General features: G+C 52.6%; 22 protein-coding genes. 13 read left to right on the forward strand and 9 right to left on the reverse strand.

Annotation, left to right across the window (positions count from 1 at the left end; translation table 11 throughout):
• The first annotated feature begins 106 nt into the window (after nt 1-106).
• The 3 genes from carB to BM025_RS02485 all read left to right on the forward strand — a co-directional run bounded on the left by carB (nt 107) and on the right by BM025_RS02485 (nt 5,059).
• Nucleotides 107-3,388: a carbamoyl-phosphate synthase large subunit gene (gene carB / locus BM025_RS02480; RefSeq protein ID WP_085847543.1), complete on the forward strand. Its 3,282-nt coding sequence runs from the start codon at nt 107-109 to the stop codon at nt 3,386-3,388.
• A 70-nt stretch (nt 3,389-3,458) separates the two neighbouring features.
• Nucleotides 3,459-3,635, forward strand: coding sequence for a hypothetical protein (locus BM025_RS19065; RefSeq protein WP_170842093.1), 177 nt, complete (start codon nt 3,459-3,461; stop codon nt 3,633-3,635).
• 110 nt (nt 3,636-3,745) lie between these two features.
• Nucleotides 3,746-5,059 (forward strand): DEAD/DEAH box helicase, encoded by a 1,314-nt coding sequence (locus BM025_RS02485; RefSeq protein ID WP_085847067.1) that lies wholly within the window; start codon nt 3,746-3,748, stop codon nt 5,057-5,059.
• 66 nt (nt 5,060-5,125) lie between these two features.
• Here the strand turns inward: BM025_RS02485 and BM025_RS02490 are convergent, their stop codons facing one another.
• Nucleotides 5,126-5,584 (reverse strand): hypothetical protein, encoded by a 459-nt coding sequence (locus BM025_RS02490; protein WP_085847066.1) that lies wholly within the window; start codon nt 5,582-5,584, stop codon nt 5,126-5,128.
• A 365-nt stretch (nt 5,585-5,949) separates the two neighbouring features.
• Here BM025_RS02490 and BM025_RS02495 point away from each other — a divergent pair, with 365 nt between their 5' ends.
• A complete protein-coding gene (locus BM025_RS02495) occupies nt 5,950-6,540 on the forward strand; it encodes a thymidine kinase (protein WP_085847065.1) in 591 nt (196 codons plus the stop codon).
• A gap of 73 nt (nt 6,541-6,613) precedes the next feature.
• Here the strand turns inward: BM025_RS02495 and BM025_RS02500 are convergent, their stop codons facing one another.
• The 5 genes from BM025_RS02500 to BM025_RS02520 form a co-directional block, all read right to left on the reverse strand.
• The gene (locus tag BM025_RS02500) at nt 6,614-7,558 is read right to left on the reverse strand and encodes a 2-hydroxyacid dehydrogenase (protein WP_085847064.1); all 945 of its coding nucleotides are present in this window, start codon (nt 7,556-7,558) and stop codon (nt 6,614-6,616) included.
• Entirely contained in the window at nt 7,555-7,896 is a 342-nt protein-coding gene (locus BM025_RS02505) for a tRNA-binding protein (protein ID WP_085847063.1), read from the reverse strand. Before BM025_RS02505 ends, BM025_RS02500 begins: the two co-directional genes overlap by 4 nt.
• Entirely contained in the window at nt 7,893-8,699 is an 807-nt protein-coding gene (proC, locus tag BM025_RS02510) for a pyrroline-5-carboxylate reductase (RefSeq protein WP_085847062.1), read from the reverse strand. The genes BM025_RS02505 and proC overlap by 4 nt, the downstream gene beginning before the upstream one ends.
• 115 nt (nt 8,700-8,814) lie before the next feature.
• On the reverse strand, nt 8,815-9,315 hold the full coding sequence (locus BM025_RS02515) for a type III secretion system chaperone family protein (protein ID WP_085847061.1): 501 nt from the start codon (nt 9,313-9,315) through the stop codon (nt 8,815-8,817).
• A 375-nt stretch (nt 9,316-9,690) separates the two neighbouring features.
• The gene (locus BM025_RS02520; protein ID WP_085847060.1) at nt 9,691-9,960 is read right to left on the reverse strand and encodes an accessory factor UbiK family protein; all 270 of its coding nucleotides are present in this window, start codon (nt 9,958-9,960) and stop codon (nt 9,691-9,693) included.
• 144 nt (nt 9,961-10,104) lie between these two features.
• On the opposite strand from BM025_RS02520, the gene lgt reads away from it, so the two are divergent.
• The 5 genes from lgt to BM025_RS02540 all read left to right on the forward strand — a co-directional run bounded on the left by lgt (nt 10,105) and on the right by BM025_RS02540 (nt 14,425).
• A complete protein-coding gene (gene lgt / locus BM025_RS02525) occupies nt 10,105-10,983 on the forward strand; it encodes a prolipoprotein diacylglyceryl transferase (RefSeq protein WP_085847542.1) in 879 nt (292 codons plus the stop codon).
• Nucleotides 10,980-12,077: a class I SAM-dependent methyltransferase gene (locus tag BM025_RS02530; RefSeq protein ID WP_085847059.1), complete on the forward strand. Its 1,098-nt coding sequence runs from the start codon at nt 10,980-10,982 to the stop codon at nt 12,075-12,077. Before lgt ends, BM025_RS02530 begins: the two co-directional genes overlap by 4 nt.
• A gap of 27 nt (nt 12,078-12,104) precedes the next feature.
• A complete protein-coding gene (gene pgeF / locus BM025_RS02535; RefSeq protein ID WP_085847058.1) occupies nt 12,105-12,863 on the forward strand; it encodes a peptidoglycan editing factor PgeF in 759 nt (252 codons plus the stop codon).
• A 281-nt stretch (nt 12,864-13,144) separates the two neighbouring features.
• Nucleotides 13,145-13,297 (forward strand): hypothetical protein, encoded by a 153-nt coding sequence (locus BM025_RS19070; RefSeq protein ID WP_170842094.1) that lies wholly within the window; start codon nt 13,145-13,147, stop codon nt 13,295-13,297.
• A gap of 300 nt (nt 13,298-13,597) precedes the next feature.
• Nucleotides 13,598-14,425 (forward strand): Hint domain-containing protein, encoded by an 828-nt coding sequence (locus BM025_RS02540; protein WP_085847057.1) that lies wholly within the window; start codon nt 13,598-13,600, stop codon nt 14,423-14,425.
• A gap of 81 nt (nt 14,426-14,506) precedes the next feature.
• Here the strand turns inward: BM025_RS02540 and BM025_RS02545 are convergent, their stop codons facing one another.
• Nucleotides 14,507-15,007, reverse strand: coding sequence for an Lrp/AsnC family transcriptional regulator (locus BM025_RS02545; RefSeq protein WP_085847056.1), 501 nt, complete (start codon nt 15,005-15,007; stop codon nt 14,507-14,509).
• 269 nt (nt 15,008-15,276) lie between these two features.
• Here BM025_RS02545 and trxB point away from each other — a divergent pair, with 269 nt between their 5' ends.
• Nucleotides 15,277-16,221: a thioredoxin-disulfide reductase gene (gene trxB / locus BM025_RS02550; protein ID WP_085847055.1), complete on the forward strand. Its 945-nt coding sequence runs from the start codon at nt 15,277-15,279 to the stop codon at nt 16,219-16,221.
• A 219-nt stretch (nt 16,222-16,440) separates the two neighbouring features.
• Here the strand turns inward: trxB and BM025_RS02555 are convergent, their stop codons facing one another.
• Nucleotides 16,441-16,668 (reverse strand): DUF1150 family protein, encoded by a 228-nt coding sequence (locus BM025_RS02555; RefSeq protein WP_085847054.1) that lies wholly within the window; start codon nt 16,666-16,668, stop codon nt 16,441-16,443.
• A gap of 5 nt (nt 16,669-16,673) precedes the next feature.
• Nucleotides 16,674-17,087, reverse strand: a complete 414-nt coding sequence (locus tag BM025_RS02560; RefSeq protein ID WP_085847053.1) for an Hsp20 family protein — start codon at nt 17,085-17,087, stop codon at nt 16,674-16,676.
• Between the two features lie 175 nt (nt 17,088-17,262).
• Between BM025_RS02560 and BM025_RS02565 the strand changes: the two genes are divergently transcribed.
• The 3 genes from BM025_RS02565 to BM025_RS02575 all read left to right on the forward strand — a co-directional run bounded on the left by BM025_RS02565 (nt 17,263) and on the right by BM025_RS02575 (nt 19,120).
• On the forward strand, nt 17,263-17,481 hold the full coding sequence (locus tag BM025_RS02565; RefSeq protein ID WP_085847541.1) for a YdcH family protein: 219 nt from the start codon (nt 17,263-17,265) through the stop codon (nt 17,479-17,481).
• Nucleotides 17,482-17,565: 84 nt separating this feature from the next.
• Entirely contained in the window at nt 17,566-18,054 is a 489-nt protein-coding gene (gene purE / locus BM025_RS02570) for a 5-(carboxyamino)imidazole ribonucleotide mutase (protein WP_090875142.1), read from the forward strand.
• Nucleotides 18,047-19,120, forward strand: a complete 1,074-nt coding sequence (locus tag BM025_RS02575) for a 5-(carboxyamino)imidazole ribonucleotide synthase (RefSeq protein ID WP_085847051.1) — start codon at nt 18,047-18,049, stop codon at nt 19,118-19,120. The genes purE and BM025_RS02575 overlap by 8 nt, the downstream gene beginning before the upstream one ends.
• Nucleotides 19,121-19,123 lie beyond the last annotated feature (3 nt).

A 19,123-nucleotide genomic window follows, 5' to 3' on the forward strand; every position in this document is an offset into this window, starting at 1 on the left:
ACCCCAGCCCCTTGCACATGACTGCCCCATGCCTATAACTCACGACAATTTGCTTCCCCCGCTTTGTGCGGTGGGATTGCGCCTGCAAAAAACACTGGGGTCTGCCATGCCTAAAAGAACCGATATCTCATCCATCATGATCATTGGCGCGGGGCCGATTGTTATCGGTCAGGCTTGTGAGTTTGACTACTCTGGCGCCCAAGCGTGTAAAGCGCTGCGTGAAGAAGGCTACCGTGTCATTCTGGTGAACTCGAACCCAGCCACAATCATGACTGATCCCGGCCTTGCAGATGCGACCTATATCGAACCGATCACTCCCGAAGTGGTTGCCAAAATCATCGCCAAAGAACGCCCCGATGCGTTGCTGCCAACCATGGGCGGACAAACGGGTCTAAACACGGCGCTGGCCTTGGACGATATGGGCGTTTTGAAAAAGTACAACGTTGAGCTGATTGGCGCGAAACGTGAAGCGATTGAAATGGCAGAAGATCGCAAACTGTTCCGCGAAGCGATGGATCGCCTCGGCATTGAAAACCCCAAAGCAGAAATCGTTGCAGCCCCAAAATTGCCGAACGGTAAATTCGATATCGCAGCCGGCATGCAAGACGCGTTTGCAGCGCTCGAATATATCGGCCTACCTGCGATCATCCGCCCTGCGTTCACCTTGGGTGGCACTGGCGGCGGCGTGGCGTACAACCGCGACGATTATGAACATTTCTGTCGCTCGGGTTTGGAAGCCTCCCCAATGGCGCAGATCCTTGTGGACGAGAGCCTGCTGGGTTGGAAAGAATTCGAAATGGAAGTTGTGCGCGACACAGCTGACAACGCCATCATCGTTTGTGCGATTGAAAACGTTGATCCCATGGGCGTGCACACAGGCGATTCTGTCACGGTGGCCCCTGCGCTGACCTTGACCGACAAAGAATACCAATTGATGCGCACCCATTCGATCAACGTCTTGCGCGAGATCGGCGTGGAAACGGGCGGCTCAAACGTGCAGTGGTCTGTGAACCCTATCGATGGCCGCATGGTTGTCATCGAGATGAACCCCCGCGTGTCGCGCTCGTCTGCGCTGGCTTCCAAAGCAACCGGTTTCCCAATTGCGAAAATTGCTGCGAAACTCGCTGTTGGTTACACATTGGACGAGTTGGACAACGACATCACCAAAGTGACGCCTGCCTCGTTCGAGCCAACCATCGACTATGTCGTCACCAAGATTCCACGCTTTGCGTTTGAAAAATTCGCAGGCTCAGAACCAAACCTGTCGACCGCGATGAAATCCGTGGGCGAAGTCATGGCGATTGGTCGTACGTTCCACGAATCCATGCAAAAAGCATTGGCCTCAATGGAAACGGGCCTCACAGGGTTTGACGAAATAGAAATCGAAGGCGCACCCGAGAAATCTGCTGTGATCAAAGCGCTGTCCAAAGCCACGCCAGATCGTTTGCGCGTTATCGCCCAGGCTATTCGTTTTGGATTAACCAACGACGAAATCCAAGCAGCCAACTCGTATGACCCATGGTTCATCGAGCGCATCCGCGAAATCGTCGACGCCGAAGCCGTGATCCGCAAAGAAGGCTTGCCTGTCTCAGAAGACGGTCTACGCCGCGTCAAAATGATGGGCTTTACCGATGCGCGCCTTGCGATCTTGACAGGCCGCGACGAAGCAAACATCCGCCGCGCCCGCCGCAACTTGGGCGTCAATGCTGTGTTCAAACGCATCGACACTTGTGCTGCAGAATTTGAAGCACAAACCCCATACATGTACTCCACCTACGAGGCCCCGATGATGGGCGAAGTGGAATGCGAAGCGCGTCCATCAGATCGCAAAAAAGTTGTGATCTTGGGCGGCGGTCCAAACCGGATCGGCCAAGGGATTGAATTTGATTACTGCTGTTGTCACGCCTGTTTCTCACTGACGGAGCAGGGCTACGAGACGATCATGATCAACTGTAACCCTGAAACGGTGTCCACCGATTATGACACCTCTGATCGCTTGTACTTTGAGCCGCTGACATTTGAACATGTGATGGAAATCCTGCGCGTAGAGCAAGAAAACGGCACCCTGCATGGCGTGATCGTGCAGTTCGGTGGTCAAACACCATTGAAGCTCGCGAACGCACTGGAAGCCGAAGGTATTCCGATCCTTGGCACCACACCTGACGCCATCGATTTGGCCGAAGACCGTGAGCGGTTCCAAGACCTCGTGAACCGTCTTGAATTGAAGCAGCCGAAAAATGGCATTGCGTCCACGGATGCGCAAGCCGTTGAAATCGCAGCTGAGATCGGGTTCCCACTCGTCATCCGCCCGTCTTATGTTTTGGGTGGCCGTGCGATGGAAATCGTGCGCGATATGGAACAACTCAAACGCTACATTTCCTCTGCGGTTGTGGTCTCTGGCGACAGCCCTGTGTTGCTTGACAGCTACCTTTCTGGTGCGGTTGAGATCGATGTGGATGCGCTGTGTGACGGCACAGATGTGCACGTTGCAGGCATCATGCAGCACATTGAAGAAGCCGGCGTACACTCTGGCGATTCCGCGTGTTCCTTGCCGCCATATTCTTTGTCGGATGAAATCATCGCAGAATTGCATCGTCAAACACGCGCCCTGGCTTTGGCTTTGAACGTCGTGGGCTTGATGAACATTCAGTTCGCGGTGAAAGACAACGAAATTTACTTGATCGAAGTGAATCCGCGCGCATCGCGCACCGTGCCATTTGTGGCCAAAGCGGTGAATTCACCAATTGCCTCCATCGCAGCGCGCGTCATGGCGGGTGAAAAACTCAACACATTTGACCTGGTCGACAGCTCAAAGACTGGTCGCTTTGCGGTGAAAGAAGCGGTTCTGCCATTCGCGCGCTTCCCCGGTGTTGATACGATTTTGGGCCCAGAAATGCGGTCCACTGGCGAAGTTATGGGCTCTGACAAAACCTTTGCCCGCGCGTTCTTGAAAGCACAACTAGGCGCCGGTACAGAGCTGCCCACGTCAGGAAAAGTGTTCTTGTCGATCAAAGACATGGATAAAACCGACGCGACAGTCGAGGCAGCTAAAACGCTCGTTGAGATGGGATTTGAAATCATCGCGACCCGTGGAACGGCAGCCTTTTTGACTGAAAATGATGTTGTCAGCACCATCGTGAATAAGGTCTACGAAGGCCGCCCGAACATCGTGGACATGCTGAAAAACGATGACATCGCGCTGGTTTTAAACACGACTGAAGGCACGCAAGCCGTTGAAGACAGTCGCGAAATCCGCAAAGTCGCACTTTACGACAAAATCCCATACTTCACCACTGCTGCGGGAGCACATGCCGCTACCATGGCGATGAAATCACGCGAAGAAGGCGAGATTGAAGTGGAAAGCTTGCAAGAGCAGGCTTTGTCTTAAGCTTTCAAATCTACGACACACTTTGGGCATCCTTCGGGGTGCCCATTTTCGTTTGCCGTATGGCACGGCCGTGAAACTTCTTGACATAGACGCCGCAGTGCCGCATGTGCTGCGTATCGACATCCTATGCTGCCGCGTGAGCAGCCGCGATTGGGCCTTGCCCACGCCTCAGGTGTTGATGTCGGGCGATGTGATCGCCCATAGGTTCCCACATTCACGCGAGGGGTCCGGCGGGATAACGGACTAGGGCGCGACGCCCAAGGCCGGTGACCTTTCCCGCGACCATTGATCCGCATGGCCAATATTGGCGCATGTGGTGTTCCGCGTGTGGGAATTTTTTCTCACAGAAAGAGATACATGACAGATTTTACTATGCTCGGCCTCAAGCCGCGTCTTTTGACTATGCTCAATGAAATGGGCTTGAAAGAGCCAACTCCGATCCAAGCACGGGCCATTCCCGAAGTGATGAACGGTCGCGACGTAATGGGCTTGGCGCAAACAGGCACGGGCAAAACACTGGCCTTTGGTCTACCATTGATGGACCAACTTTTGGGCGCAGGCACAAAACCGAATGCAAAAACAGCACGCGCTTTGATCTTGGCGCCAACACGCGAGTTGGTGAATCAGATCGCTGACAGCCTGTTCCCGTTCATGAAAGACACCCACCTTAAGATCAACCGCGTCGTTGGCGGTGTGTCGATCAATGCACAGATCAAACGCCTTGAGCGTGGTACTGATGTTTTGGTTGCGACCCCTGGTCGTTTGATGGATCTCATCGATCGCCGCGCCATTCGTTTGGACGAAACCTCATTCTTGGTGCTCGACGAAGCGGACCAAATGCTTGACATGGGTTTCATCCACGCGCTGCGCAAGCTGGTGCCGATGTTGGCCAAAGAGCGTCAAACCATGTTGTTTTCAGCCACGATGAACAAGCACATGAACGAAATGGCGCAAAGCTATTTGACGTCTCCTGTGCGCATCGAAGTGTCCCCTGCCGGTAAGGCAGCGGATAAGATCGAACAAGAAGTTCACTATGTTGGTCAATCCGACAAGCCTGAGCTGCTGAAAAAGCACCTGAGCGCCCACAAGGGTGAATTGGCTCTGGTCTTTGCCCGTACAAAACACGGTGCGGAGCGGATGTCCAAACAGTTGGAAGCTTCTGGATTTAAATCTGGCTCAATCCACGGCAACAAATCCCAAGGCCAACGTGAGCGCACGCTCAAGATGGCCCGCGATGGTCAATTGGATGTGCTTGTGGCGACAGATGTTGCGGCACGCGGTATCGATATTCCATTGGTGCGTTACGTCTATAACTACGAGTTGCCAAACGTACCTGAAAACTATGTGCACCGTATTGGTCGGACAGCGCGTGCGGGTCGCGACGGCAAGGCTGTAGCGTTCTGTTCACCAGCTGAGTTGGGCGAGTTCCGCGCCATCGAGAAAGTGATGAAAATCTCTATTCCCGTGGCGACACCGGCCTCTTGGTCCGATGATGCTGCAATGCCTGGTCCAAAACGTGGCGGCGGCGGTGGCAATCGTCGTGGCGGCGGTGGTGGCGGTGGCGGCCAACGTCGTGGTGGCCCAGGTGGCGGCTTTAAATCTGGTGGCGGTCGTCCCGGTGGCCCAGCCAAATCTGGCGGACGTCCACGCCGCAGCAAAGCAACAGCTTAAGACATAAAAAAACGGCGTCTCAATCGAGGCGCCGTTTTTCAATATAAGATAGAGGGCAAAGCGCGGTTAAGTCGCTTCGTCTTCCAGATGCATTTTCATAGACACAAGCACTTGCTGCAATTCTAACGTTTCGCGCAAAAGTCGCTTGGCTTCATTGATTGTGATGATCCCGTCTTCCATCGACATAGTGTACTCCCCCATCAACATGGCAAAGCGTTGGGACAACGCAATCACATCGTGGTTCACACCACCCTCTTTGGGTGCATTCTTTTTGGAGCTATCATAGGACAGCGTGATGCCGCGCAGTTCTGCCAAAGCCGATGTCACATGAGGATAGCTTGCCGCCGCTTCCAGTTGGGCCACAGCATCGACGGGCATAAAGCGATCTGAGTGTTCATCAGATGTCGAATAATAACGACCCAAAGTCGCTTTTGACTTTCCGGTCAAAGCGCAGGCGGCTTCAAGCCCCACATCTTTTACGAGCGCTTCAGCATGCTTTTTTAGGTAATTGCCAGCAGCATTCATCGTGAACCTCAATTCAAACAGTCGACGTTTCCGTTAGGGGGGAATTCTCGTCATCGTTTCCCATTCATATTTTTATTATCACATGGCAAAGTATAGTCTACCTGCTGTTGCAAGGGTTTATGAGTTTTGGCGCACGTTTTTGCCAAACGGTAGCAGTCGGGTGAAGTCTTTGTGTGGTTCGCGCCACAGGTGTTTAACGAGTATGTCGATCTTGCGTCCCTCATCCCAACTGTCCGCAAGGTGGCGAATAAAACTAAAAATTTTACCAGTAACAAAGTCTTCATTCGGCTGTTTTTCGTATTTTTCACAAGGGAATTTGGCCCACCCCCTTGATCAAATGGCAGCCTTTCGGCAAACCATAATCCATGGCTAAACTCTATTTTCAATACTCCACAATGAACGCTGGCAAATCCACTTTGCTGCTGCAAGCCGCCCACAACTATCGTGAGCGGGGCATGGACACCTATTTGATCACAGCGCAGTTTGACAACCGCGCGGGCGAAGGGCGCATTGCCTCGCGGATCGGCATTGGTGAACCCGCAGATACCTTTGGTAAAGGCGAAGATTTATTCGCAAAAATCCAAGCCCGCTTGGCACAATCGCCCATATCTTGCATTTTCATCGATGAAGCGCAGTTCTTATCCAAAGACCAAGTTTGGCAACTGGCGCGGGCTGTCGATGATTTGAATGTGCCTGTTATGACCTATGGGTTGCGTCTTGATTTTCAGGGCAATTTATTTCCGGGCTCTGCTTCATTGCTGGCACTGGCGGACGAGATGCGCGAAGTCCGCACGATCTGTCACTGCGGCAAAAAAGCGACGATGGTTGTGCGCACATCTGAGGATGGCACAGTGCTGACCACAGGGGCGCAGGTCGAAATTGGCGGCAACGAACGCTACGTGTCCTTGTGTCGTCGTCATTGGCGGCAAGAGACAGGCGACCAGACGCCAGAGTAAGCTAACACAAACAAGCAAACGGGGCTCTCTAGCCCCATTTGTTTAAAATTATTCCGTTACGTCAAAAAATCGATTAAATTGCGTTTGGCAGCGAATTGCCCGCCGCAAAGGCAATCAAATTGTCCATCGCCATAAATCCCATAGAGTCGCGCACTTCCAAAGCAGCCGTGCCAAGATGCGGCAACAATGAGCAATTTGACAGATCAATCAACGCCTGTGGGATGCGTGGTTCATGTTCAAACACGTCCAACCCAGCCCCTGCAATTTGCCGATTTTGCAACGCCTCAATCAAAGCAGCCTCATCCACGATGTCGCCGCGGGCAATATTGATCAAAATAGCGTGGGATTGCATTTGCGCCAATGCCTCGGCTCCAATCAAATGACGTGTGGCAGGCGTGGCGGGCAAAGCCAAAACCACCACATCGGCAAATTCAAGCACCTCTTGCACGCTATCAAGCTGATGACAGGGCACCTCGAACTCCAGTACTTCAGAGCGATTGTAACACACGACATTCATGCCAAAACCAAAATGACAGCGCTTGGCAACGGCTTTGCCGATCCGCCCCATTCCGATCACCCCAAGCGTTTTTCCTGACACGTGCAGTCCCAAAAGTTGCGTTGGGGCCCAGCCCGTCCAGTCACCTTTGCGCAACATCGCCTCGCCCTCGGACGCACGGCGTGCGGTCATTAAGATCAAGGTCAAAGCGATATCAGCTGTGGCATCAGTCACCGCGCCCGGCGTATTGCTCACCAAAACCCCAGCCGCCTTAGCAGCCTGCACATCGATGTGATTGTATCCCACACCAAAATTGGCCAGCATTTTGCAGCGCACCTCGCCTTGAAAAGCATCCGCTGTGAATTGATCACCTAGTGTGGCAAGAATCATGTCATAGTTTTGCAGCGCCTCTCGCGCCTCGTCCGCGGTCATCGGCGGGCCTGCGCGAAACTGCGTATCGAAACGCTGTGCAAGTGCGGCCTCCACGGCATCAGGCAGGGTTTGTGTGATCAATAATTTCAATGGAGGCGCCCTCCGATTGGAACTGTCATATCAGGTCGAGCCAAGACAACCTCGCCATCTGCATCTGGAAATCCCAGCACCAAAACCTCGGACATAAATTTGCCGATTTGACGAGGTGGAAAATTAACCACGGCCATGACTTGCGTACCGATCAAGGCTTCGGGGGTGTAATGCGTGGTGATCTGCGCTGATGACTTCTTGACCCCAAGGTCGCCACCAAAATCAACCCAAAGCTTGATCGCGGGCTTGCGCGCTTCGGGATAAGGTTCAGCGCGAGTTATCACGCCTGTGCGGACATCGACTTTCAAAAAGTCATCAAAATCAATTGCATTGCTCATTTCGCCAACTCCGCATCGCGCTGCATTGCAGCTTTGATGGCGCGGTCCAACAACGGTGGAAAGCCATCTTTTTCATTCATCAAAACCCGTAAAGCTTCGGCCGTCACGCCATTTGGCGAGGTCACATTGATGCGTAATTGTGTTGGGGTTTCATCTGATTCTTCGGCAAGGACACCTGCCCCTGCGACCGTGGCTTTAGCCAATTGCAACGCCATTTCTGCCGTCAAACCTGCCGCCTCACCCGCCGCAGCCATAGATTCGATCAAATGAAACACATAAGCTGGGCCACAGCCGGACACCGCCGTCAACGCGCGGATTTGTGTCTCATTTTCCAACCGCACCACCTGCCCCACAGCTTGCAACAATTGGTCAGCCAAATCGACATGCGCAGCACTGGCCGACGCGTTTCCAACAATCCCTGTCACCCCGCGACCAATCGCAGAGGGCGTGTTGGGCATAGCGCGAATGATCGGCGTGTTTGCCCCCAGCATCTCTTCATAGGTGGCCAAAGTGATCCCCGCAGCCACCGACAAAAACACAGTGTCGCCATTCCCCAAACCGCGCAGTGCAGGCAGGGCTTCAGCCATTTTTTGCGGCTTCACCGCGAGTAAAACAATGGCGGGATTTTTCGGAAGTTCCGTGTTTAAATTCACGCCTGTGGCTTTGAGCCAATCTGAGGGGCGTGGAGTCAAGACCGTGACAGAGGACGCGGGCAAACCGCCATCCAGCCACCCTTTGAGCATAGCCGACCCCATTTTTCCGCACCCCAAAAGCACCAAACCGCGCGTCTTTAGATCATCCATGACCTACTCCACTTCCAAGTAAAAGAAATACCCCCTGAGGGTGTCAGGAGGCAGTTTAACTTGTCTGTGACGCTGTGCAATACGAACCCGTCAGACCCGCAACGCAGTGAGGCGCTTAAGCGCGTCCGTAGGCTTCACGAATCGCAATATCCATTGCGTCTTTGGGATCACGTTCAGCCCACGCAACCAATTGAAACGCTGGATAAAAACGCTCTGCAGCCGCGACAGCACCATTGATCATGCGGTCAACCTGTTCGCTGCTGGCGATTTGCCCGCCATCAAGAATAAGCCCGTAGCGGTACACCATCAAATGTTGATCTTGCCAATAGGTGAAAGCTCCCGCCCAGCATTCGTCATTGGCGCGATTCAATACCTCATAAACCTGCCCTAAGCGTTCTGCGGGTGGCTCCATTTCAAAGGTGCAAATCAACCGCAGAGTTTCATCATAATCTGACCACGCCAAGGTAATAGAATAGGTGCGCCATTGCCCCACGACGGCCATCGCGATTTGATCGTCTGTAACGCGGTCAAAGGCCCAATCGTGAGTGACCGCAAGCGTTTCGACAAGATCGATTGGGTGTAGATCGTCGGAAAAAGATGGCTCGTTCAGCGACATGTGCAGCCTCGCTTTGGTTGTCGTCTTTGGCTTTGCGATGTTCCCCGACACCGCCACCAAGACTTGGTGCCTGCTCTATGGGCGGCGGGATAGCTATCGCCCCATACAAGATATGGTGTGACAAAAGATAACCAAGTGTAAAGAAAAACTTTTGGGTTATCCCCAGCAATCGTGGTTACCCACAGGGAAAACGACAATCGGGTTGCCCCAAAACAACTTTGCGGTACTTATCCACAAGACATTGAGAGGTTTGGGAAAAACGGCACGATCAAGTGACAGACTGCCCGCAATCACACTGTGACGTACTGCTCCGAAGCATTAGACATGCAAAAGGGCGCACGCAGCGCCCTTTTCAACATCAACTGTTCTGCCAAATTAAGACTTGGTTGGTTTTTTCGTAGGCTTTGCCGCAGCTTCAAGCGCGTCCAAACGAGCGCTCAATGCAATGTTTTCTTCGCGTGCTTTTTGCGCCATCAAACGCACCGCTTCAAATTCATCACGGGTGACAAAATCACGGTCAGCAAGCCAGCGATCCACAAGACTTTTCAACGCGGTATCCGCTTCGTCTTTTGCCCCTTGCGCCACGCCCATAGCGTTGGTCATCAATTGGGAAAAATCATCAAGAATTTTATTGCGCGTCTGCATGGGCTCTCCAGTGCATCAATGGTTCAGCGTGGCAGACATCCTAGGTCCAAACACGCAAATTTGATCTTCGTTTGTTGATATATGGGGGGATATGCAGCAAATCACAAGGTTGACTCTTACCCTTTCGCCAAGACAGATGCGCGCATGTATATTTTACCCGCCGTGATCCGATTTCCCGATATTTCACCTGTGCTCTTCACGCTTGAGCTTGGGCCAATCCACTTTTCACTACATTGGTATGCCTTGGCCTATATCGCCGGTGTTCTGATCGCATGGGGCTTGGTTGTACGCGCGCTCAAAGCCACGCGGCTTTGGCCAAACGGCACGCCCCCAATGGACCGCACACAGTTTGAAGATTTACTGTCATGGCTGGTCTTGGGCGTTATTGTCGGCGGGCGTTTGGGCTATGTACTGTTCTACAAACCAGCCTACTTTCTGGCCAACCCCATTGAAATTCCAATGGTTTGGCAAGGCGGCATGGCCTTTCATGGTGGTTTTTTCGGCGTTGTCGTTGCAGCCTTTTTGTATGGGAAAAGCCGCAAAATAGCGCTTTTGTCGCTGGCTGATCTTTTGGCGATGTCGGCACCTGCGGGGCTATTACTGGGGCGCACCGCAAACTTTGTGAACGCAGAACTATGGGGCCGTCCCTCGCAGGTGCCTTGGGCTGTCATTTTCCCTGGTGAAGCCGCACAGGCTTGCGCCACCGCCACAACCTATTGCGCCCGCCACCCGTCGCAACTCTACGAGGGTCTGCTGGAGGGTGCAGTGCTTGGCACGTTTTTGCTGGTCTTGGTTTGGCGTTTTGGGGCGTTGAAAAAGCCGGGTCTGATCGCAGGGTTGTTTGTAGCGGGCTACGGCATATCGCGCTTTATCGTTGAATTTTTCCGCCAAGCGGACGCACAATTCATCACACCAGACAATCCACTGGGCCATGCCTTTATCGGTTTATCGATGGGACAAATTTTGTCTGTGCCGATGATATTAATCGGCCTTTGGCTTGCCGTGAAAGCCAAACCTGCATGACACCGCTTTACGATATTTTCGCGCGCCGCATTTCCAAGACGGGCCCTATTTCGCTCGCGGAATATATGGCCGAATGCCTGCTGCACCCAGAGCACGGCTATTACACCACACGCGACCCTTTGGGGGTACAGGGCGATTTCACCACAGCCCCTGAGATCAGCCAAATGTTTGGCGAACTTTTGGGCCTGTGTTTGGCACAAGCTTGGACAGATCAAGGCAGCCCTGCCCCCTTTACACTGGCTGAACTTGGTCCGGGCCGCGGGACATTGATGGCTGATATTTTGCGCGCCACATCCGCGGTGCCGAACTTTCACAGCGCGATGCAACTGGTACTGATAGAAGCCTCGCCCACGTTGCGTGCCAAGCAAAAAGAAGCCCTTTCAGGTCATCAAATCACTTGGGGAAACAACGTCGCTGAGCTGCCAAATCAACCGTTGTTCTTGATCGCAAATGAATTTTTCGATGCCCTGCCCATACGCCAATTTGTGCGCAGCCCACAAGGCTGGCATGAAACGCAAGTGGGCATGATTGACGGTAAACTCGGTCTTGGCCTATCGCAACCCGCGCCCATCGCGTTGTTGGATCACCGACTTGCCGACACGTCTGAGGGTGATGTGGTTGAAACTTGCCCCAGTGCAGCACCTATCATTGACGAAATCGCCACGCGCATTGCACAGCATGGCGGCACAGCGATTGTGGTGGATTATGGTGGCTGGCATTCGCAGGGCGATACATTCCAAGCGCTGGAAAATCACACGATGGTTGACCCGCTCGACAAACCGGGCTTTGCCGATTTAACCGCACATGTGGATTTCGAAGCGCTTAGTATAGATGCGACAAATGCAGGTGTGCAGGTATCAAAAATGATCCCCCAAGCAGAACTTTTAGCGCATCTTGGAATTGTCCAGCGGGCCGAAAAACTAGCCGAAAAACTGAGCGGCAGTGCATTGGAATCGCACATTGCTGCATTTGATAGGTTGACCAACGCTGATAAAATGGGCTTGCTTTTCAAAGCCATTGCAATTGCGCCAAAGTCTGCGTTGTTGCCACCAGGATTTGCCGACCAAACACCAAACCCTCTGTGTAGGCCCTGATGGGCCCAATCGAAAGCCAAGTTTGATATGACCTTAGAAGTGATCACAGCAGACGCCTTGGACGGCATTGAGCACGGTTTTTTCACCCGCAAAGGTGGTGCATCTTCTGGCGTCTACCAAGGGCTAAATTGTGGATCAGGGTCGACCGATCAATCAGATATCGTCGCCATCAATCGTCGCCGCGTCGCTGTCGCCTTAAATGTAGAACACGACCAACTGTGCGGCCTGCACCAAGTGCATTCAAGCGATGTCGTGCGCATCACGAACACGCCAGTTGGTGCAGCCCCTCGTGCCGATGCTTTGGTCACGGACAGGCCCGGCTTGGCTTTGGTCATTCTCACGGCTGACTGCCAACCCGTTTTATTTGCAGACAAAAACGCCTGCATCATCGGGGCAGCCCATGCTGGATGGCGCGGCGCTGTAGACGGAATTTTGGAACGCACCCTCGACGAGATGGAGGCATTGGGGGCCAAACGCACAAATATCACCGCCATCATCGGCCCAAGCATTTCGCAAAGCGCCTATGAAGTTGGACCAGAATTTTTAGACGAATTCATTGCAAACGATCCAGACAATGTACGCTTTTTCGCGAATGGTGACGGCGACCGATATATGTTCGACCTACCATCCTTTGGACTACATAAGCTACGCGAGGCAGGCGTCGGATACGCAGAATGGACGGGCCACTGCACCTATTCCGACCCAGCGCGTTTCTATTCCTACCGCCGCTCGGTGCACAAAAAAGAAGCAGACTATGGTCGTTTGCTATCTGCGATCCGCCTGTAAAGAGTGCAATACGGCGAAAACGAAGCGCGACTTTTGCCTTATTTTCGCCCGAAACAATGACACTCAAAGAGATTTGGTTGTTTTTAAAACTGCAAATCTTAATATTTTCAATGCGGTATAAGAATGCTCTGCGCGACCCAGCTGCGCTGGCATATTTTTATAGTCTTCACCTGTATGACACCTATCTGCCCCAAAAGGGCCGCAGCCAACCATCATACCTATTGTCAGAAAGCCCAACCACACGCCCCTAATCTCATGGGGCATTAGAAAGAGAGCAAAGCATGACAAAGACACGCCGTTGGTTAACATCCGCCATCGCAGAAGCTAAAAAAGATGACACCACTTTGCCGTGGGCGCGTCGCGCAAACCGTGCGGACTGGAAAGCTGCAGTTGCTGCGCGTATCGCCGAGCCAAAGCTGAAAGCCTCAGCCTGACAACGGTTTGCTGCGGTCTACTGCGATCTGGCCCTGCCCGCTTTGGGTCGTGGCCACTCACCGAAAGCCTGAGAGAGCCACAAATCTCTTTCAAAGGTGCGAGATTAATTCATCTCAAAACATATGCCACAAGCCTCTTCATTATTTCACGCGAGCTTGGAAATAAATTTATACAACACTGCGCACGAATTCCGCATTCACAGTTAATATTACGAACATTTTGACAATGCCCCCAAGGACCAACAAGCGTTAACCTATTAGTATCGGTGGGGGCCGACACAGTGACCACAGGAGTGTTCAATGTCGCACCCTCAATTCAGCGCAAACTCTGCGCCTCAGACGCCAAATGCATCCGTGCCTATTGGTAAAGCACATCACTCCAAGCCACAAACGGCGTGGACCGTGCGTCGTACCCGTGCACAGCAACGTACTGTGATCCCGACACGCACCTATGACATGATGTGGCTGGCACCCAATGGGGATATTATGGACCTGCGCACAAAGGCCCCCGCCGTTTCAGTGTTTGAAGACGCCTTTAGCGCCTTTGCACGCGGCGCTTTGATTCCTACAAAGCGGGGACCTGTTGCAATCGAAGATGTATTGCCAGGCGACCACATTGAAACCGTTGGTGGGGATGTTCTGCCAATCAAGTGGATCGGTTCTATGCAGCTGGATGCAACGGGTATCCGCAAGCGTGGCGCCGCGCCCGAATGCCTATATCGATTGATGGCAGATAGTTTCGGCTATGGTCGCCCTGCGCCTGATTTACTTTTAGGCCAAGGCGCACGCTATTTGCATCACACCCATGCACTTAAATCTTTTTTGGGCACACCTGAGGCTTTGGCGCCTGTGTCCAGCTTGGTGGATGGGCAATCGGTGGTCAAAGTAACGCCCATATCATCTGTGCGCACCTATCACATCTGCTTGCCACAACACCGCGTGATCCGCGTCAACGGCGTGGAATTGGAAACATATCATCCCGGCACATCTGCATCTGGGCAACTGCTCGGCGGACTGCGTGACACTTTTATGGAACTCTTTCCACATCTGTCCGAGCTTGGGGATTTTGGCGCAATGATCCATCCGCGTTTGTCAGCAAGAGATTTGTTGGCGCTCAATACAGCTTAAATCCGCGAGTTAGAGACACGCCATAAAAAACAGCCCTCCTGTTTTCAGGGGGCCGCTTTATTCAAGCTGCCAGATGTTAATCTAAGCGCGCTGCGCCAAGCGTGCTTCAAGCACATCAAATGGCACACCCGGTTCATCTTTGGCACCGCGGATCACAAGTGATGTTTTCACGCTGGCCACATTGGGCGTCGACAAAAGCTGTGAAGTCAAAAAAGTCTGGAACGTTGATAGGTCGGGGGCAACACATTTAAGGATAAAGTCCACCTCACCGTTGAGCATGTGACACTCGCGGACCAGCGGCCATTCGCAGCACTTAGCCTCAAAAGCCGACAGATCAATCTCGGCTTGGCTTTGCAGCCCAACCATCGCAAAAACCTGAACTTCAAAGTTCAATGCGCGCGCATCCACCACGGCATGATAGCCCGTGATATAGCCAGCCTCTTCCAAAGTACGCACACGGCGCAGGCAAGGCGGCGCGGAAATTCCGACTCGTTTGGCCAATTCAACGTTTGTCATGCGCCCATCGGCCTGCAATTCGGCCAAAATCTTGCGGTCGATTTCATCAAGTTTATGGACGGGCATTCAAATCTCCAGATATTGGGCAAACGACGCAATATTTTTGAAACAACTAAAAACACCCCTTTGGGCGCAATGATGTGTCTCATTTAGCGACGATAAATTCAAGAACATTCCACAGCGCAACCCCAAAGGATCAAAAGAGCGTCCATAAAAACGACAACATATACATGAGAGGTTTAGATAGATGGCCTTTTAAAGCGCCTTGGGGTTTGCGTGCGCGGAGTGGCGTGTCTATATCGAGATTAACGCAAGAACAATGACAAGAGGCCAATATGTCTGAGACAAAACACACAAAAGTTCTGATCATTGGATCTGGCCCTGCGGGCTACACGGCAGGCGTCTATGCTGCGCGCGCGATGCTGTCCCCTCTGCTGGTGCAAGGCATCGAACCCGGCGGGCAATTGACCACCACCACAGAAGTGGAAAACTGGCCCGGCGAAAAAGAAATCCAAGGTCCGCAGTTGATGGTCAACATGCAAGAACACGCGGCGGCCATGGGATGCGAAATCAAGCAAGATATCATCACCAGCCTTGATACGACCAAGCGACCATTTACGGCCATGGGCGACAGCGGCACAACTTACACTGCAGATGCGGTGATTTTGGCGACAGGCGCGCGGGCCAAATGGCTTGGCCTTGAGTCGGAAGAAGCGTTCAAAGGCTTTGGTGTCTCTGCCTGTGCCACCTGTGACGGGTTCTTTTACCGCGGCATGGAAATCGTTGTGATCGGTGGCGGCAACACAGCCGTTGAAGAAGCGCTGTTCTTGACCAACTTTGCCTCGAAAGTGACGCTTGTACACCGTCGCGACAGCCTGCGCTGTGAAAAAATCCTAGAGAACCGCTTGTTCAAGAATGAAAAGATCGAAGTGCTTTGGGATCACCAGCTCGACGAAGTATTTGGCGACGAAGCGCCCATGCGCGGCGTCAACGGCGTTCGCGTGAAGCATGTCAAAACCGGCGAGATCAAAGAAATTCCTGCCAAAGGCGTGTTTATTGCGATTGGCCATGCCCCAGCCAGCGAATTGGTGTCTGACGTGTTGGAAACACACAACGGCGGCTATGTCAAAGTAACCCCCGGAACAACACACACATCGATCCCCGGTATTTTTGCTGCTGGCGATTTGACTGACCACACATACCGCCAAGCTGTGACCTCTGCGGGCATGGGCTGTATGGCCGCGCTAGACGCTGAGCGTTTCTTGGCAGAACAAGAGTAGCCAAAGCGCGGTAACGGTAAACCTTGCGCAACTGCCCCTTTTCGGGGGCAGTTAAATGTCAGCACAGACGCTGGCAACGGTGCGCATCAGGTGACGATGAAACTCGACAACATGGGACTTATCGCGGGCATCCAAGCCGCATTCACCTCAGCCATAAAAACGCCCCGATCATTTGGTCGGGGCGTTTTTATGCATTCAACGTTTTTTAACGGAAGTGTATTAATGTACGTTCACGGGCGAAAAATCATGCTCACGCGCAAGCGCAAAGGCCAGTTTGCGATCAGCGACAAGCGCCATACGGTCGCCGTCTGAATTGTGGACAGCAAAAAGGCGTTCTATATCGCCAGCTTTTTCGCGCAACTCATCAGGCAGATCCGCAACAAGTACAGGGCGAACATAAACGATTTTGGCATCCGCGTTCGGGATATTATCGTAGTTAGCATCCATTGGGATTATCCCTTTTTTATTTCTATGGTTTCAACAACACTGTCAGGCGTAGCGCGCGACAGATCAATGTGTAGCAATCCGTTTTCCATTGTGGCCCCAGCCACATCAACGCCATCCGCAATCACAAAAGAGCGTTGGAATTGTCGTGCAGCGATTCCGCGATGCAAAAATGATCGCCCTTCACTGTCATCGTCTTGACGCCCACGGATCACCAAATGACGGTTTTCAAGCGTGATCGACAAATTATCTTCGGAAAACCCAGCCGCAGCCAAGGTAATTCTGTAAGCGTTATCAGATGTTTGCTCTATATTATACGGAGGGTATCCACCGGAATCCGCCTTTGCAGTGCGCTCAACCAGCCGTTCTAATTGATCAAATCCAAGTAGAAATGGATGCGATCCAAAACTTATTTTTGTCATGAACACGCCCTTTCAAAGCAAGCGACAGTGCAGATTTGGCCCCAAACTTGGCGGCTTCTTTAACAATATGGGGATTACTGCGCAGGCTTCAAGTGATGGTCCGCAACGCTTTGATAATTGGTGTTTTGCGCGTAGGATACACACAACACCAAACCCTGAGTCGAATGATCTACATATGAACACCTCCTCCCGCCTGGACCTCAAAGAAGTACTGCGCATCGAATTGGCTGTGCTAAAGCGCGAACACGGCGATTTGGATGAGGCGATCGATGCAATTCAAGCCAAACCCATGCCTGACGCTCTGCGGTTACAACGCATGAAACGGCAAAAATTGTCGCTCAAAGATCGTATTGCCCAGATCGAAGACCAAATCACCCCAGACATCATAGCTTAGATGCGAAATTAAATCTGCACTTTATTGCGCCCACCCGCAGGCCCGCTATAGTGCCCATTCTCAAACGGCCCCAATGAGGACAGCATCGTGAGCGTCAAAGTCGGTATTATAATGGGCAGCCAATCTGATTGGCCAACCATGAAACTTGCAGCTAATATTTTGGATGAACTTGGCATCGCATATGAGACCAAAATCGTCTCAGCGCATCGCACCCCTGACCGCCTTTGGGCCTATGGCAAAACAGCGGCAGAACGCGGTCTGAAAGTCATTATTGCTGGTGCCGGCGGCGCGGCGCATCTGCCCGGTATGATGGCATCAAAAACCCGCGTACCAGTTGTCGGCGTGCCTGTGCAAACACGCGCCTTGTCTGGTGTGGATAGCCTGTATTCCATCGTGCAAATGCCCAAAGGATTCCCCGTTGCCACAATGGCGATTGGCGAAGCTGGGGCAGCAAATGCAGGTCTCATGGCCGCAGGTATTTTGGCCACGTCAGATGATGCATTAGCGGAACGCTTGGACGCATGGCGTGATGCTTTAGCTGCCTCAATTCCAGACGAGCCCACCGATGATTGATGTTCTTGCCCCCAATGCCACGATTGGCATCTTAGGTGGTGGTCAATTGGGCCGCATGCTGTCTGTTGCCGCCTCTCGTTTAGGCTTTAAAACCCATATTTTTGAACCAGCGGCCAACCCGCCAGCGGGCCATGTGGCGGATGTCATCACGACAGCATCTTACGAAGATGAAATCGCGCTCAAAGCCTTTGCTGCCTCGGTCGATGTAATCACTTATGAATTCGAAAATGTTCCCACATCCGCCCTTGATTTACTGGAATCCATCAAACCTATTCGACCAAATCGTCGTGCCTTAGCGGTATCGCAAGATCGGATCACCGAAAAAAAGTTTCTTGTTGATCTTGGTCTGACTGTTGCACCATTTGCAGCCGTGGACACGGCCGCAGACTTGGATAAAGCTCTGTCAGATATTGGTGCCCCCGCCATCTTAAAAACCCGCCGTTTTGGGTATGATGGCAAAGGCCAAGCGCGCATTATGGATGCCGCAGAGGCCCCCAAAGCCATCGCAGATGTGGCAGGCGCCCCAAGCGTCTTGGAAGGCTTCGTCGATTTCACACATGAGGTCTCTGTGATTGCAGCCCGCGGCCAAGCAGGCGATGTGTCTTGCTTTGACCCAGGCGAAAATGTCCATACCAACGGTATTTTGCACACCACCACCGTGCCTGCCACGTTGACAGGCGCGCAACGGATGGATGCAGTGCTTTTGGCAGCAAAAATTCTGAACGAGCTCGAATACGTTGGCGTCATGGGCGTGGAATTATTCGTGACAAAACAAGGTCTTGTGGTCAATGAAATTGCCCCCCGTGTGCACAATTCAGGACACTGGACGCAAAATGGCTGCATTATAGACCAGTTCGAACAACACATCCGCGCCGTGGCAGGATGGCCTTTGGGCGACGGAAAACGGCATTCAAATGTCGAAATGCTCAACCTGATAGGCAATGATGTGGACCGTATTCCAGAGTTCGCCAAAGACGGGTCTGTCGCGATCCATATGTATGGCAAAGCTGACGTAAAACCGGGCCGCAAAATGGGCCATGTGAACAAAATCACAGGCGCAGCCTAAATA

Origin of the sequence: Pacificibacter marinus (assembly GCF_900109555.1) — a bacterium.
In the GTDB taxonomy this organism is placed as follows: domain Bacteria; phylum Pseudomonadota; class Alphaproteobacteria; order Rhodobacterales; family Rhodobacteraceae; genus Celeribacter; species Celeribacter marinus_C.